This is a genomic window from Pseudomonas sp. L-22-4S-12 (genome assembly GCF_009799935.1).
Taxonomy (GTDB): domain Bacteria; phylum Pseudomonadota; class Gammaproteobacteria; order Pseudomonadales; family Pseudomonadaceae; genus Aquipseudomonas.
In genome coordinates, this window is the sequence record NZ_WELL01000001.1 from 167,298 (window position 1) to 181,985 (window position 14,688).

The 14,688-nt window shown below is 67.1% G+C and carries 13 protein-coding genes; 6 read left to right on the plus strand and 7 right to left on the minus strand.

Going from position 1 to position 14,688, the window contains the following annotated elements; genetic code table 11:
- Nucleotides 1-24: 24 nt before the first annotated feature.
- Both xerC and F3I16_RS00785 read left to right on the plus strand, forming a co-directional pair.
- Nucleotides 25-975, plus strand: coding sequence for a tyrosine recombinase XerC (gene xerC / locus F3I16_RS00780; RefSeq protein WP_160491891.1), 951 nt, complete (start codon nucleotides 25-27; stop codon nucleotides 973-975).
- Nucleotides 972-1,664, plus strand: a complete 693-nt coding sequence (locus F3I16_RS00785; RefSeq protein WP_160491892.1) for an HAD family hydrolase — start codon at nucleotides 972-974, stop codon at nucleotides 1,662-1,664. Before xerC ends, F3I16_RS00785 begins: the two co-directional genes overlap by 4 nt.
- Before the next feature lie 122 nt (nucleotides 1,665-1,786).
- Here the strand turns inward: F3I16_RS00785 and sutA are convergent, their stop codons facing one another.
- The 5 genes from sutA to glnK all read right to left on the minus strand — a co-directional run bounded on the left by sutA (nucleotide 1,787) and on the right by glnK (nucleotide 5,784).
- Entirely contained in the window at nucleotides 1,787-2,116 is a 330-nt protein-coding gene (gene sutA, locus F3I16_RS00790) for a transcriptional regulator SutA (RefSeq protein ID WP_160077890.1), read from the minus strand.
- Between the two features lie 110 nt (nucleotides 2,117-2,226).
- The gene (locus tag F3I16_RS00795) at nucleotides 2,227-2,652 is read right to left on the minus strand and encodes a secondary thiamine-phosphate synthase enzyme YjbQ (RefSeq protein ID WP_160491893.1); all 426 of its coding nucleotides are present in this window, start codon (nucleotides 2,650-2,652) and stop codon (nucleotides 2,227-2,229) included.
- A gap of 98 nt (nucleotides 2,653-2,750) precedes the next feature.
- Nucleotides 2,751-4,001 (minus strand): ammonium transporter, encoded by a 1,251-nt coding sequence (locus F3I16_RS00800; RefSeq protein ID WP_160491894.1) that lies wholly within the window; start codon nucleotides 3,999-4,001, stop codon nucleotides 2,751-2,753.
- A gap of 92 nt (nucleotides 4,002-4,093) precedes the next feature.
- Nucleotides 4,094-5,410, minus strand: a complete 1,317-nt coding sequence (locus tag F3I16_RS00805; protein ID WP_160491895.1) for an ammonium transporter — start codon at nucleotides 5,408-5,410, stop codon at nucleotides 4,094-4,096.
- A gap of 35 nt (nucleotides 5,411-5,445) precedes the next feature.
- The gene (glnK, locus tag F3I16_RS00810) at nucleotides 5,446-5,784 is read right to left on the minus strand and encodes a P-II family nitrogen regulator (RefSeq protein ID WP_021700071.1); all 339 of its coding nucleotides are present in this window, start codon (nucleotides 5,782-5,784) and stop codon (nucleotides 5,446-5,448) included.
- Between the two features lie 413 nt (nucleotides 5,785-6,197).
- Between glnK and F3I16_RS00815 the strand changes: the two genes are divergently transcribed.
- Nucleotides 6,198-6,458, plus strand: a complete 261-nt coding sequence (locus F3I16_RS00815; RefSeq protein ID WP_160491896.1) for an accessory factor UbiK family protein — start codon at nucleotides 6,198-6,200, stop codon at nucleotides 6,456-6,458.
- Between the two features lie 39 nt (nucleotides 6,459-6,497).
- Nucleotides 6,498-7,991: a YifB family Mg chelatase-like AAA ATPase gene (locus F3I16_RS00820; protein WP_160491897.1), complete on the plus strand. Its 1,494-nt coding sequence runs from the start codon at nucleotides 6,498-6,500 to the stop codon at nucleotides 7,989-7,991.
- On the opposite strand, the gene F3I16_RS00825 is transcribed toward F3I16_RS00820, so the two are convergent.
- A complete protein-coding gene (locus F3I16_RS00825; protein WP_160491898.1) occupies nucleotides 7,988-8,917 on the minus strand; it encodes a LysR substrate-binding domain-containing protein in 930 nt (309 codons plus the stop codon). The genes F3I16_RS00820 and F3I16_RS00825 overlap by 4 nt on opposite strands.
- A gap of 135 nt (nucleotides 8,918-9,052) precedes the next feature.
- Here F3I16_RS00825 and F3I16_RS00830 point away from each other — a divergent pair, with 135 nt between their 5' ends.
- Nucleotides 9,053-10,438 (plus strand): NorM family multidrug efflux MATE transporter, encoded by a 1,386-nt coding sequence (locus F3I16_RS00830; protein ID WP_160491899.1) that lies wholly within the window; start codon nucleotides 9,053-9,055, stop codon nucleotides 10,436-10,438.
- 100 nt (nucleotides 10,439-10,538) lie between these two features.
- Here F3I16_RS00830 and F3I16_RS00835 read toward each other — a convergent pair whose 3' ends face one another.
- Complete coding sequence (locus F3I16_RS00835; RefSeq protein ID WP_160491900.1) at nucleotides 10,539-12,212, minus strand: bifunctional diguanylate cyclase/phosphodiesterase; 1,674 nt, start codon at nucleotides 12,210-12,212, stop codon at nucleotides 10,539-10,541.
- A 297-nt stretch (nucleotides 12,213-12,509) separates the two neighbouring features.
- On the opposite strand from F3I16_RS00835, the gene rep reads away from it, so the two are divergent.
- On the plus strand, nucleotides 12,510-14,519 hold the full coding sequence (gene rep / locus F3I16_RS00840) for a DNA helicase Rep (RefSeq protein WP_160491901.1): 2,010 nt from the start codon (nucleotides 12,510-12,512) through the stop codon (nucleotides 14,517-14,519).
- The last annotated feature ends 169 nt before the right edge of the window (nucleotides 14,520-14,688 follow it).

The window sequence follows — 14,688 nt, forward strand, 5'->3', positions numbered from 1 at the left end:
CCGCGTGCGCCTGCCGGAGTCGCCATGCACGAGCAACTGGACGCCTACCTCGAACACCTGCGCCGCGAGCGCCAGGTCTCGGCGCACACCCTCGACGGCTACCGCCGCGACCTGCTCAAACTGCTCGCCCTCTGCGAGAAGAACGCCATCGCCCACTGGGCCGACCTCGACGGCCGCAGCCTGCGCAGCTTCGTTGCCCGCCTGCACGCCCAGGGCCTCGGCAGCCGCTCGCTGGCACGCCTGCTGTCGGCGGTGCGCGGCCTCTACCAGTACCTGAACCGCGAAGGCCTGTGCCGGCATGACCCGGCCAGCGGCATCGCGCCGCCCAAGGGCGAGCGCCGCCTGCCGCGCACCCTGGATGCCGACCGCACCGTACAACTGCTGGAGGGCGCGGTGGAGGACGATTTCATCGCCCGCCGCGACCAGGCCATGCTCGAACTGTTCTATTCCTCCGGCCTGCGCCTGTCCGAGCTGGTCGGCCTGGATCTGCCGGCTCTGGATCTGGCCGCCGGCCTGGTGCGGGTACAGGGCAAGGGCAACAAGGTGCGCGAGCTGCCGATCGGCAGCAAGGCCCGCGAGGCCCTGCACGCCTGGCTGGAACTGCGCCTGCTGAGCAACCCGGGCGACGGCGCGGTATTCGTCAGCCAGCGGGGCCGCCGCCTCGGCGCCCGCGCGGTACAGTTGCGCGTGCGCCAGGCCGGCGTGCGCGAGCTGGGCCAGCACCTGCACCCGCATATGCTGCGCCACAGCTTTGCCAGCCATATGCTGGAGTCATCCCAGGACCTGCGCGCGGTGCAGGAGCTGCTCGGCCACGCCGATATCGCCACCACGCAGATCTACACCCACCTGGATTTCCAGCACCTGGCGACGGTCTACGACCAGGCCCACCCACGGGCCAGACGCAGCACGGCAAACGCCCCGGCCTTGGCCAGCGGGGCGGCGCCCAGCGAACGCAGTACGGGAGACAACGAATGAGCCTGCGCCTGATCACCTTCGACCTCGACGACACCCTGTGGGATGTCGCCCCGGTGATGCACGGCGCCGAGGCCAGCCTGCGCGACTGGCTGGCCGTGCAGGCGCCCCGCCTGGGCCCGGTGCCGATCGAGCACCTGTGGGCGATCCGCAGCCGCCTGCTGGGTGGCGACCCGGACCTCCGCCATCGCCTCAGCGAGCTGCGCCGGCGCATCCTGTTGCATGCCCTGATCGACGCCGGCTATGCCCAGGCCGAGTCGCGCGAGCTGGCCGAACGGGGCTTCCAGGTGTTCCTCGAGGCCCGCCATCGGGTCGAGCTGTTTCCCGACGTGCACCAGACCCTGGAGCGTTTGGCCCTGCGCTACCCCCTGGCAGTGATCACCAACGGCAATGCCGACGTGCGCCGTCTGGGTCTGGCCGACTACTTCCAGTTCGCCCTGTGCGCGGAGGAGCTGGGCATCGGCAAGCCCGACCCGTTGCCCTTCCACACCGCCCTGCAACGCGCCGGGGTGGCGGCCTCCCAGGCCGTGCATATCGGCGACCATCCCGGCGACGATATCGCCGGGGCCCGCGCGGCGGGCATGCAGGCGATCTGGTTCAACCCGCAGGGCAAGCCCTGGACCGGTGAGCCGGAGCCACCCGTGCAGATCGCCAGCCTGGCCGAGCTGCCGGTGCTGCTGGAACGCTGGTAAGGGTGCGGATTCGAGGATAAGGGGCATTCGCGGCCGAAACCGCTCCTACGGGCGCCAAGCCGGCGCCGGCCGGACATGAAAAAGCCCGCCGAATGGCGGGCTTCTTCATCACGGAGCCGGCCTCAGATGGGGCGGCTGCCGTACTTGCTGTCCGGCTTCTTGGGCGGGTCGGCCACCACGTTGGCTTCCACTTCCTGCACCTTGCCACCGCGCGAGAGGAATTCCTCCATGGCCTTGGCCAGGGCATCGCGTTCCTTCTGCTTGGCTTCGATGCTCGGCAGTTCCTCTACGTCGACCGCCGCCTTGGCCTTCTTGCCAGGCTTGGGGCTGGGGACATCCGAGCCACTGTCTTCGTCGTCATCGGCCACGCCGTCGTCGGCGGCTTCCAGCTCCTCGCCTTCGTCCTCGTCACCAGCTTCCAGTTCGTCTTGTTCCAGTTCTTCGTCGCTCATGTTCTACCTCATGACTTGCGCAAAGCAGGTTAGTTATAGCCCAGCCGCGTGCAATGCAAAACGCCGCCGGAAAAAATTCATGGCCAGGTGCCAGACGGCCCCGTGACGCCTCAGCCGATCTCGCCCTGGAGGGTCGCCAGCACACGGCGGCGCCCTGCCCGATCCCGGTGTTCACCGAGGTAAATCCCTTGCCAGGTGCCTAGCGCCAGGCGCCCCGCCATTACCGGCAGGCTCAGCTGGCAGCCCAGCAAACTGGACTTGAAATGCGCCGGCAGGTCGTCCGGCCCTTCGTCGTCGTGCTCGTAGTCGCTTGAGCCCTGCGGCACAAGACGATTGAAGAAGCGCTCGAAGTCACGTCGCACCGCGCCATCGGCATTTTCGTTGATGGTCAGCGAGGCCGAGGTGTGCTGCAGCCACAGGTGCAAAATGCCGACCCGATAGCCACGCAACTCCGGCAGGGCGGCGACGATCTCGTCGCTCACCAGGTGAAAACCGCGCGCCCTGGCGCGCAGCTCGATCAGCCGTTGTTGCCACATGCTCCGTACCCGCAGCATCCCGTTGGGGGCGCATTCTAGCGTGGCCACAGAAAAAGCAAAGGGCGCCGCAGCGCCCTTTGCCCGAGTCTTTGGTCGAACTATTTGCGGGTGAACTCCGGATAGGCTTCCATGCCGCATTCGACGATGTCGACCCCCTCGTATTCGTCCTCCTCGCTGACGCGCAGGCCCATGACCAACTTGATCAGGCCCCAGGTGATCAGACTGGCGACAAACACCCAGGCGAAGATGCAGGCCGCGCCCATCAGCTGGGCGGTCAGGCTGGCCCCGCTATTGGTCAGCGGCACCGCCAGCAGCCCCCACAGGCCGCCAACGCCGTGCACCGAGATGGCGCCTACCGGGTCATCGATGCGCAGCTTGTCCAGCAGCAGGATGCTGAACACCACCAGCACGCCGCCCACCGCGCCGATCAGCGCGGCCTGTACCGCGGTCGGCGTGGACGGCTCGGCGGTAATCGCCACCAGACCGGCCAGGGCACCGTTGAGGATCATGGTCAGGTCGGCCTTGCCGAACAGCACGCGGGCCACCACCAGCGCCGCCAGCAGGCCACCGGCGGCGGCCAGGTTGGTGTTGACGAACACCGCTGCCACCGCGTTGGCATCGGCGATGCTGCTCATCTTCAGCTGCGAGCCGCCGTTGAAACCGAACCAGCCGAACCACAGGATGAAGGTGCCAAGGGTGGCCAGCGGCAGGTTGGCGCCGGGGATCGCGTTGATCTGCCCCTGGCTGCCGTACTTGCCCTTGCGCGCGCCGAGCAGGATGACCCCGGCCAGCGCGGCGGTGGCGCCGGCCAGGTGGACGATGCCGGAGCCGGCGAAGTCCTTGAAACCGGCCTGCTTGAGGAAGCCGCCACCCCAGGTCCAGTAGCCTTCCACCGGATAGATGATCGAGCACATGACCAGGGCGAAGGCCAGGAAGGCCCACAGCTTCATGCGCTCGGCCACCGCGCCGGAGACGATCGACATGGCCGTGGCGACGAACACCACCTGGAAGAAGAAGTCGGCGCGCTTGGCGTAATAGGGTGCGCCCTCGCCACCGGCGGCGACGGTTTCGAGCGCATGCTCGCTGCCGATCAGGAAACCGAAATTGGGTATCGCGCCGCCTGCCGCGCCGCCATACATCAGGTAGTAGCCCACCAGCAGGTACATCACGCAGGCCAGGGCGTAGAGCACGATGTTCTTGGTGAGGATTTCCGCGGTGTTCTTCGCGCGGACCAGGCCGGATTCGAGCATGGCGAAGCCTGCCGCCATCCACATCACCAGGGCCCCGCAAATCAGCAGGTAGAAAGTGTCCAGCGCATACTGCAGGGGAATCAGTGCCGTGCTTTCCATGAAGTACTCCGTTGTACCGTTGCACAGTGCGCCGCCGTTGGCGCAGAAAGAAAAACGCCCGGCGGACCGGGCGTTTTGCACATCGTCGGGGCTTACAGGTTGTAGCCGCGCTCGTTGTGCTCGGAGAGGTCGAGACCGACGGTCTCGGCTTCTTCGCTGACCCGCAGGCCCATCACCAGGTCCAGCACTTTCAGGATCACGAAGGTGACCACGGCGGTGTAGATCACGGTGAAGGCAACACCCTTGAACTGGATGAACAGCTGCGCGCCGATGTCTTCCACGGTGCCGAAGCCGCCCAGGGCCGGAGCCGCGAACACGCCGGTCAGCAGGGCGCCGACGATGCCGCCGATGCCATGCACGCCGAAGGCGTCCAGGGAGTCGTCGTAGCCCAGCTTGCGCTTGAGGCTGGTGGCGCAGAAGAAGCAGATCACGCCAGCGGACAGACCGATCACGATGGCACCCATCGGGCCGGCGGTGCCGGCAGCCGGGGTGATGGCGACCAGACCGGCGACCACACCGGAAGCGATGCCCAGGGCGCTCGGCTTACCGTGAGTGATCCACTCGGCGCCCATCCAGCCCAGGGCGGCGGCGGCGGTGGCGATCTGGGTGACCAGCATGGCCATGCCGGCAGTGCCGTTGGCGGCAATCGCGGAGCCGGCGTTGAAGCCGAACCAGCCGACCCACAGCATCGCCGCGCCGACCAGGGTGTAGCCCAGGTTGTGCGGAGCCATGGCGGTGGTCGGGAAGCCCTTGCGCTTGCCCAGTACCAGGCAGGCCACCAGACCGGCGATACCGGCGTTGATGTGCACCACGGTGCCGCCGGCGAAGTCCAGCACGCCCCAGTCCCACATCAGGCCGCCGTTGCCGGACCAGACCATGTGCGCGATCGGTGCGTAGACCAGGGTGAACCACACGGCCATGAAGATCAGCATGGCGGAGAACTTCATGCGCTCGGCGAAAGCACCGACGATCAGGGCCGGGGTGATGATGGCGAAGGTCATCTGGAAGGTGATGAACACGCTTTCCGGGAAGGCGCCGATCAGGCTGCTCGGGCTCAGGCCGCTGAGGAAGGCCTTGGACAGGCCGCCGACGAAGGAGTTGAAGTTGACAACGCCCTGTTCCATGCCGGTGGTGTCGAACGCGATGCTGTAGCCGTAGACGACCCACAGGATGCTGATCAGGCCGGTAATGGCGAAGCACTGCATCATCACCGAGAGGATGTTCTTCGAGCGGACCATGCCGCCGTAGAACAGCGCCAGCCCCGGGATGGTCATGAGCAGCACCAGAATGGTGGCGGTCAGCATCCAGGCGGTGTCGCCGGAGTTGAGGACAACCTCGTCAGCCATGGCCAGGCCAGGGGTTACGAGGGACAACAGGGCTCCTAGCCCTGCGATCTTACGCAGAGTCATGTGTTTTTCTCCTGGGGCGTGTGGGGTTCTGAGGCTTAAACTGCGTCGGTGCCGGTTTCGCCGGTACGGATGCGGATGGCCTGTTCCAGATTGACGACGAAGATCTTGCCGTCACCGATCTTGCCAGTGTTGGCCGCCTTGGTGATCGCCTCGATGACCCGATCCAGCTGATCGTCGGCAATCGCCACGTCGATCTTCACCTTGGGCAGGAAATCCACCACGTATTCCGCGCCACGGTACAGCTCGGTGTGGCCCTTCTGCCGACCGAAGCCTTTGACTTCGGTGACGGTGATGCCCTGCACGCCGATCTCCGACAGCGACTCGCGCACGTCGTCCAGCTTGAACGGCTTGATGATGGCAGTGACTAGCTTCATTAAACTCTCTCCCGTATTTGGTGGACTTGCCCCAGGAAGAACAAACCCGGCTCAAGTCTAAGCGCAGTACCTGGCTTTTGAAACGAATCAGCCACTTCAGTCGCAACCCGGCCGATACCAACCAACCGCATGCAGCGAAGCATTTCCCCCGCCTCACTCTGCGCACCGGTACTGCATCGGTGCACGCGTCACCAGTCACTAAGCAGAAAGCTTGCCAGCTCTGATAAAAGCCTGTTTTTCATGCAGTTAGCCCGGTATCCGAGGTTTTCCGGCCATCTGACCAACGGGTCATTGCACAACAACGGTGCAGTGTGCGCCCCGTGCATGGTCAATAACCGTGCACCGCAGTGCGACAATAAGCGGCAGCGGCCTGCGTGCTACACTGCCGGCCATCTGCAACCGGAACTTTCGCCATGCTGCCGCCCAAAGCCCTGCTCGACGCCCTGACCAGCCACGCCTCCCGCCTGTTCAACGGCGACACGCCGCTGCCCCGCAGCGAGTTCGAGGCGCAGTTCAAGGTCCTGCTGCAGAGCGCGTTCGGCAAGCTGGACCTGGTCAGCCGCGACGAGTTCGACAGCCAGATGGTCGTCCTGGCGCGCACCCGCGCCCGCCTGGAAGCGCTGGAGGCCAAGGTGGCCGCGCTGGAGTCGCAGCAAACCCCGCCCGCCGACTGATCGCCGATCAGCGGCCGGCGACCTGATCAAGGAGTGATCATGTCCCTGGCCATCGTCCACAGCCGCGCCCAGGTCGGCGTCGAAGCGCCACCGGTTACCGTCGAGGCCCACCTGGCCAACGGCCTGCCGAGCATGGCCCTGGTCGGCCTGCCCGAGACCGCGGTGAAGGAAAGCAAGGACCGCGTGCGCAGCGCCATCCTCAATTCCGGCTTCGACTTCCCGCCGCGGCGCATCACCCTCAACCTGGCACCGGCCGACCTACCCAAGGATGGCGGGCGTTTCGACCTGGCCATCGCCCTCGGCGTGCTCGCCGCCAGTGCACAGATTCCCGCCGCCAGCCTGGACCACCTCGAGTGCCTCGGCGAACTGGCGCTGTCCGGCGCCGTGCGCCCGGTTCAAGGCGTATTGCCCGCCGCCCTGGCCGCCCGCGCCGCCGGACGCACCTTAGTGGTGCCGAGCGCCAATGCCGAGGAAGCCTGCCTGGCCTCCGGCCTCAGCGTGCTGGCGGTCGACCACCTGCTGCAGCTCGCCGCCCACCTCAACGGCCACACCCCGCTGGCGCCCTACCAGGCCGGCGGCCTGCTGCGCACCTGCACGCCCTACCCGGATCTGGCCGAAGTGCAGGGCCAGCTGGCGGCCAAGCGCGCCCTGCTGATCGCCGCCAGCGGCGGCCATAACCTGCTGTTCACCGGGCCGCCGGGCACCGGCAAGACCCTGCTGGCCAGCCGCCTGCCCGGCCTGCTGCCGCCACTCGATGAAGAGGAAGCCCTGCAGGTGGCCGCCATCCACTCGGTGGCCAGCCAGACGCCCCTGGCGCACTGGCCGCAACGGCCGTTCCGACAGCCCCATCACAGTGCATCCGGCCCGGCCCTGGTCGGCGGCGGCAGTCGCCCGCAGCCGGGGGAGATCACCCTGGCCCACCAGGGAGTCTTGTTTTTAGACGAGTTGCCGGAGTTCGATCGCAAGGTGCTGGAGGTGCTGCGCGAGCCCCTGGAAAGCGGGCAGATAGTGATTGCCCGGGCGCGCGACCGGGTGCGCTTCCCGGCGCGCTTCCAGCTGGTGGCGGCGATGAACCCCTGCCCCTGCGGTTACCTGGGCGACCCGGCCGGGCGCTGCCGCTGCACCCCAGAGCAGATCCAGCGCTACCGCGGCAAGTTGTCCGGGCCGCTGCTCGACCGCATCGACCTGCACCTCACCGTGGCCCGCGAAAGCACCGTGCTGCATGCCGGTGGCGAAGCCGGCCAGGACAGCGCCAGCGTCGCCGCCCGGGTGGCCGCCGCGCGCCGCCTGCAAGTGCAGCGCCAGGGCTGCGCCAATGCCTTTCTCGACCTGCCGGGCCTGCGCCTGCACTGCCCGCTGCAGGCCGACGACCAGCGCTGGCTGGAAGGCGCCTGCGAACGCCTCAACCTGTCGCTGCGCGCCGCCCACCGCCTGCTCAAGGTGGCGCGCACCCTGGCCGACCTGCAGGAAGTCGAACAGATCGGCCGTGCGCACCTGGCCGAGGCCCTGCAGTACCGTCCGGCTGCCGGCTAAGCCGGTGTGACGCGCTGTACCTGCGGCAACTGCATCGCCGCCACTTCGGCGAGCAGGAAATCCCGCAGCCGGCGCAGGCGCTCTTCACCGCGCCGACCGCGCGGCCAGACCAGGTAGTAGCTGTCGCCGCTGGGCACCGCGCTGGGCCAGGGTAGGCCGAGGCGACCCTGGGCGACGTCCTCGGCGATCATCACCAGGTCGCCAATCGACACGCCATAACCACGGGCGGCGGCGACCATGCCCAGCTCCAGGGTGTCGAACACCTGCCCGCCGCGCAGCGGCACCTGCTCTTCCAGGCCCATGGCCTGCAGCCAGCGGCGCCAGTCGCGACGGTCCGGAGTCGGGTGCAGCAGTTCGCTGGCCTGCAGCCGCGCCAGGTCCCAGGGGCCGGCGGCGGTCGCCTCCGGCGCACACACCGGGATCAGCCACTCGGCGAACAGCTCGACGCTCTCCCACTCGGCGGGGAAGGTGCCGCCGCTGCTGAGCAGCACCGCGCAGTCGAACGGCTCCTGGTGGAAGTCGACCTTGTCCACATCCATCCAGGCACTGGTCAGCTGCACCTCGATATCGGCATTGAGCAGGCGAAAACGCGACAGCCGCGCCAGCAGCCATCGCATGGTCAGGGTCGAAGGCGCCTTCAGGCGCAGGGTCGCGTCATCGGTGCGCAGGGCGGTGCAGGCCCGCTCCAGGGCGTCGAAACCATCGCGCACGCCGGGCAGCAGGGTGCGCCCGGTCTCGCTGAGCTGCAGGGTGCGGCCCTGGCGCTCGAACAGGCGGCAGGCGAAGTGCTCCTCCAGGGTACGGATATGCCGGCTCACCGCGCTCTGGGTGATGGCCAGCTCCTCGGCCGCGCGGGTGAAGGAGGCATGCCGCGCCGCCGCCTCGAAGGCACGCAGGGCATAGAGCGGCGGCAGACGCCGGCTCACGGTCGCAAGCCATGAGTTTTACTCATGCCTGGCATCTGCTTTTTCATTTTGTGCCCCCGCATCCAGCTCTGGAGAATGGCGACATTCTCTGCCGTGCGGGACACGCCCGGCAAGCCATCCACCTGAGTCAGAATCATGTCATCCGCCGCCCGCCTGGAACTCCTCGCCCTCGTCCGCCTGGCCGGCCCGCTGATCGCCGCGCAGCTGGCGCATGTGCTGATGGTGTTCACCGACACCCTGATGATGGGCCGGCTCGGCCCGGCCGAACTGGCTGCCGGCGGCCTCGGCGCCGCCAGCTATTCGTTCGTCTCGATCTTCTGCGTCGGCGTGCTGGCCGCGGTCGGCAACCTGGTCGCCATCCGCCATGGCGCCGAAGACAACCCCGGCGTCACCCGCCTGACCCAGACCGGCCTGTGGCTGGCCTGGGGCCTGGCCCTGGGTGCCGGCCTGCTGCTGTGGAACCTCGGCCCGCTCCTGGCCCGTTTCGGCCAAGCGCCGCACAACATCGCCGGCGCCCGGCAGTTCCTCTCCACCCTGGTGTTCGCCCTGCCCGGCTACCTCAGCTTCATGGCCCTGCGCGGCTTCACCGCAGCCATCGGCCGGCCGGGCCCGGTGATGGCCATCAGCATCGGCGGTGCCGTGGCCAACTTCGCCCTCAACTATGTACTGATCCACGGCTGGTTCGGCCTGCCGCCGCTGGGTCTGGCCGGCATCGGTCTGGTCACCGCGCTGGTCAGCAGCGCCATGGCCCTGCTGCTGGCCTGGCACCTCACCGGGCATGCGGTCTACGCCGCCTATCCCCTGCGCCGCGGCCTGCTCAAGCCGTGCCTGGCGGAGTTCAAGGAGCTGCTGCGCCTGGGCCTGCCAATCGGCGGCACCTACGCGGTGGAGTCCGGCCTGTTCGCCTTCGCCGCCCTGAGCATGGGTGCCATCGGCAGCCAGGCGCTGGCCGCGCACCAGGTGGCAATCATGTCGGTATACGTGGCGTTCATGGTGCCGGTGGGGATTTCCTACGCCACCACCTTCCGCATCGGCCAGCACTTCGGCGCCGGCCGCCTGATTGATGCCCGCCGCGCCGGACGCCTGGGCATCGCCCTGGGCGCCTGCTGCATGCTCGGCTTCGCCCTGCTGTTCTGGCTAGCGCCGCAGTGGGTGGTGGGGCTGTTCCTCAACCTCGGCGACCCGGCCTTCGCCGAGATCGTCGCCCTGGCCGTCAGCCTGCTGGCAGTGGCGGCCTGGTTCGAACTGTTCGACGGCATCCAGACCATCGCCATGGGCGCCATCCGCGGCCTCAAGGACGGCAAGACCACCTTCTGGGTCGGCCTCGGCTGCTACTGGGCAATTGGTGCGCCGCTGGCCTGGGCGCTGGCCTTTCCCCTGGGCTGGGGCGCCGAAGGGGTGTGGTGGGGCCTGGCGGGCGGCCTGGCCTGCGCGGCGATCGGCCTGACCCTGGGTTTCGAGTGGAAGACTGCGCGTCTGCTGAAGCCGCAGCCGGCACAGGGCGCAACCTGCCTGTCGTAGGTTGGGTTGAGGCGCGCAGCGACGAAGCCCAACGGGCAAGGGTTCAGGCCGCATTGTGGCTTGTCAGTCAGCCGTTGGGCTTCGCTGCGCTCAACCCAACCTACGACGGCAAGCCGCTCAATAGCGGCTGACGCGCACCAAACACCAAGAAGCGCGCCAGATCGGCCAGCGGCAGGGCCTTGCTGATCAGGTAGCCCTGCACCTGGTCACAGCCGAACTGGCGCAGCAGGGCCAGCTGTTCGGCGTTCTCCACCCCTTCGGCAACCACTTCCAGATGGAGGTTGTGCGCCAGGTTGATCATCGCCCGCACCAGCTGGCGGTTCTCCGCGCGCTCGCCCATGCCGGCGACGAAGCTCTTGTCGATCTTCAGCAGGGCGATCGGCAGGTTGTTCAGGTGCACGAAGGAGGAGAAGCCGGTACCGAAGTCGTCCAGGGAGAAGCGCACGCCAAGCCGGCCGAGGGCCTGCATGGTCTGCTGCACCTGGTCGCTGCGGCGCATCACCGCGGTTTCGGTCAGCTCGAATTCGAGCCACTGGGCATCCACCCCGCGCTCCTCAATCAGCCGCTGCAGGGTGCCCAGCAGCTGGCTGTCCTGGAACTGGCGGAACGACAGGTTGATCGCCATGTGCAGCGCCGGCAGACCGCGCCCGCGCAGCCACTGCATGTCGCGCAGGGCGCGGCTGATCACCCAGTAGCCGAGGGGAATGATCAGCCCGCTTTCCTCGGCCAGCGGCACGAACTCGTCCGGGCCGAGCAGGCCGCGTTCGCCATGGCGCCAGCGCACCAGCGCCTCCAGGCCGAGGATGCGCCCGCTGCGCAGGCACAGGCGCGGCTGGTAATGCAGCTCCAGCTCGTCGCGACGCAAGGCCCGGCGCAGCTCGCTTTCCAGGTCGGCCAGACTGCGCGCGCCGCGGTTGATGCGCTCGTCGAAGACATGGAAGGTGCAGCCCTGGGCCACCTTGGCCTGCTGCATGGCGATGTGCGCGTGCCACATCAGCGGATCGGCGCCGGCGTCCGCGCGGGCATGGGCGATGCCCAGGCTGCAGCCGATCAGCAGGCTCTCGCCATCCACCCAGTAGGGTTCGGCCAGGGCCTCGGTGATGCGTTCGGCGATCTTTTCCGCCCGCCGTGGATCGCGGCGGGTGTCGATGAGCAGGGCGAACTCGTCGCTGCCCAGGCGCGCCACGCAGTCGCAGGCGTCCAGCTGGCCCTTGAGCCGCGCCACCACCTGGAGGATCAGGCGGTCGCCGCCCTGATGGCCGAGGGCATCGTTGGCGTGGCGGAAGTTGTCCAGATCGAGATGGCCGAGGGCCAGGCCGCGGCCACGGTATTCGGCCAGATGGGCGGCCAGCAGGGTGTGGAAGCCCAGGCGGTTGGCGATGCCGGTCAGCGGGTCCTGCTCGGCCAGGCGCTGCAGGGTGCCCTGCAACTGGCTGCGCTCGCGCGCATAGCGCAGGCAGCGGCGCAGCATGTCGACACTGAGCTGCTCGCGCACCAGCCAGTCGTAGACGTCTTCCGGCGCCCGTTCGGGTTCGGCGTCGAGCAGCAGCACGGTAGGCAGCGGGCAGCGTCCGGGTTCGGGCTGGCAGGCGGGAGTGGTCAGCAGCAGGCCGGCGAAGGGGTCGTCGAACAGGCTGCAGGCGGCTTCCCAGGTGGGCGCGGTAATCAGCGGATAAACGCCGTCCAACGCCTCCAGTCGGGTACGCAGCAATACGGCCCATTCCGGCTCTTCGGCCAGCAGGACCAGGCGCAATGGTTCGACAAGCGCGGACAAACGACCTCCCCAGGGCCAGAAGACAGACTTATCGCGTCTGCGTGCGCCGTAATCGGCGTCTCTTGCCTGCCTGTCCCTGTGCAGATTCCTGCGCATCCTGAGGGAAAGACATAGCAGGGGCAACCGGCACCAATCGGAACAAACGTACTTGATCACTGAAAATAGCGACTCAGCGCACACTACCGCGGCTTTTTATCGACAACCAGGCCCCGCGGCGGGTCATCGGTCGGCGGCCCGCCGCCCGCCCCGGCCTGCTAGAATGCGCCCCTCGTTTTCCCCCTCGTTGATACCTTCGCCATGTCCCGACTCAATCCCCGGCAGCAAGAAGCCGTGAACTACGTCGGCGGTCCCCTTTTGGTGCTCGCCGGCGCAGGTTCCGGCAAGACCAGCGTGATCACCCGCAAGATCGCCCACCTGGTGCAGAACTGCGGCATCCAGGCCCGCCACATCGTCGCCATGACCTTCACCAACAAGGCCGCGCGGGAGATGAAGGAACGGGTCGGCACCCTGCTCAAGGGCGCCGAGGCGCGCGGCCTGACCGTGTCGACCTTCCACAACCTGGGCATGAACATCATCCGCAAGGAATACGCGGCGCTGGGCTACAAGCCGGGGTTCTCGATCTTCGACGACGGCGACATCAAGGCCCTGCTGACCGACATCATGCAGAAGGAATACGCCGGCGATGATGGCGCCGACGAGGTCAAGAACTACATCGACAGCTGGAAGAACGACCTGATCCTGCCCGAGGAGGCCCTGGCCAACTCGCGCAACCCCAAGGAGCAGACCGCCGCCATCGTCTACCTGCACTACCAGCGCACGCTCAAGGCGTACAACGCGGTGGACTTCAACGACCTGATTCTGCTGCCGGTGAAGCTGTTCCAGGAACACAAGGACATCCTGGAGAAGTGGCAGAACCGCATCCGCTACCTGCTGGTCGACGAATACCAGGACACCAACTCCAGCCAGTACCTGCTGGTGAAGCTGCTGGTGGGCATGCGCAACCAGATCACCGTAGTCGGCGACGACGACCAGTCGATCTACGCCTGGCGCGGCGCGCGCCCGGAAAACCTGATGCTGCTGAAGGAGGACTACCCGTCGCTGAAGGTGGTGATGCTGGAGCAGAACTACCGCTCCACCAGCCGTATCTTGAAATGCGCCAACACCCTGATCGCCAACAACCCGCACGCCTTCGAGAAGCAGCTGTGGAGCGAGATGGGCATGGGCGACGAGATCCGCGTGATCCGCACCCGCAACGAAGACGCCGAATGCGAGCGGGTGGCCCTGGAAATCCTCACCGAGCACCTGCGCACCCAGCGCCCGTACAGCGACTTCGCGATCCTCTACCGCGGCAACTACCAGGCCAAGCTGATGGAGCTGAAACTGCAGCACCACCAGATTCCCTATCGCCTCTCCGGCGGCACCAGCTTCTTCGCCCGCCAGGAGGTGAAGGACCTGATGAGCTACTTCCGCCTACTGGTCAATCCGGACGACGACAACGCCTTCCTGCGGGTGATCAACGTGCCGCGCCGCGAGATCGGCTCAACCACCCTGGAAAAGCTCGGCAACTACGCCACCGAACGCAAGATCAGCATGTACGCCGCCAGCGACGAGATCGGCCTGGCCGAGCACCTCGACAGCCGCTATACCGAGCGCCTGGCGCGCTTCAAGCGCTACATGGACAAGATCCGCGAGCTGTGTGCCGGCAACGACCCGATCGGCGCCATCCGCAGCATGGTGATGGACATCGACTACGAAAACTGGCTCAAGCAGAACGCCTCCAGCGACAAGGTCGCCGAGGCGCGCATGGGCAACGTCTGGTTCCTGGTCGAAGCGCTGAAGAACACCCTGGACAAGGACGAAGACGGCGACATGACCGTCGAGGACGCCATCGGCAAGCTGGTGCTGCGCGACATGCTGGAACGCCAGCAGGAAGAGGAGGAAGGCGCCGAGGGCGTGCAGATGATGACCATGCACGCCTCCAAGGGCCTGGAATTCCCCTCGGTGTACATCATCGGCTTCGAGGAGGAGATCCTCCCGCACCGCTCCAGCATCGAGTCCGACACCATCGAGGAAGAACGGCGCCTGGCCTACGTCGGCATCACCCGCGCCAAGCGCAACCTGGCGCTGACCTTCGCCGCCAAGCGCAAGCAGTACGGCGAGGTCATCGACTGCACGCCGAGCCGCTTCCTCGACGAACTGCCGGCCGAAGACCTGGTCTGGGAAGGCCAGGAAGACGCGCCGGTGGAGGTCAAGGCCGCGCGCGGCAACGATGCCCTGGCCAGCATGCGCGCGCTGCTGAAAAAATAGCCTGGAGCTATTTTTAACGTCGCACAGCGACGACCCGCAGGGTGGCCGCCAGGGATGGCAGGCCATAAAAAATAACCGGGAGTCATTTTTAACCTCGCACAGCGACAGCCCGCAGGGTGGCCGCCAAGGATGGCAGGCCATAAAAAATGACCGGGAGCTATTTTTAACG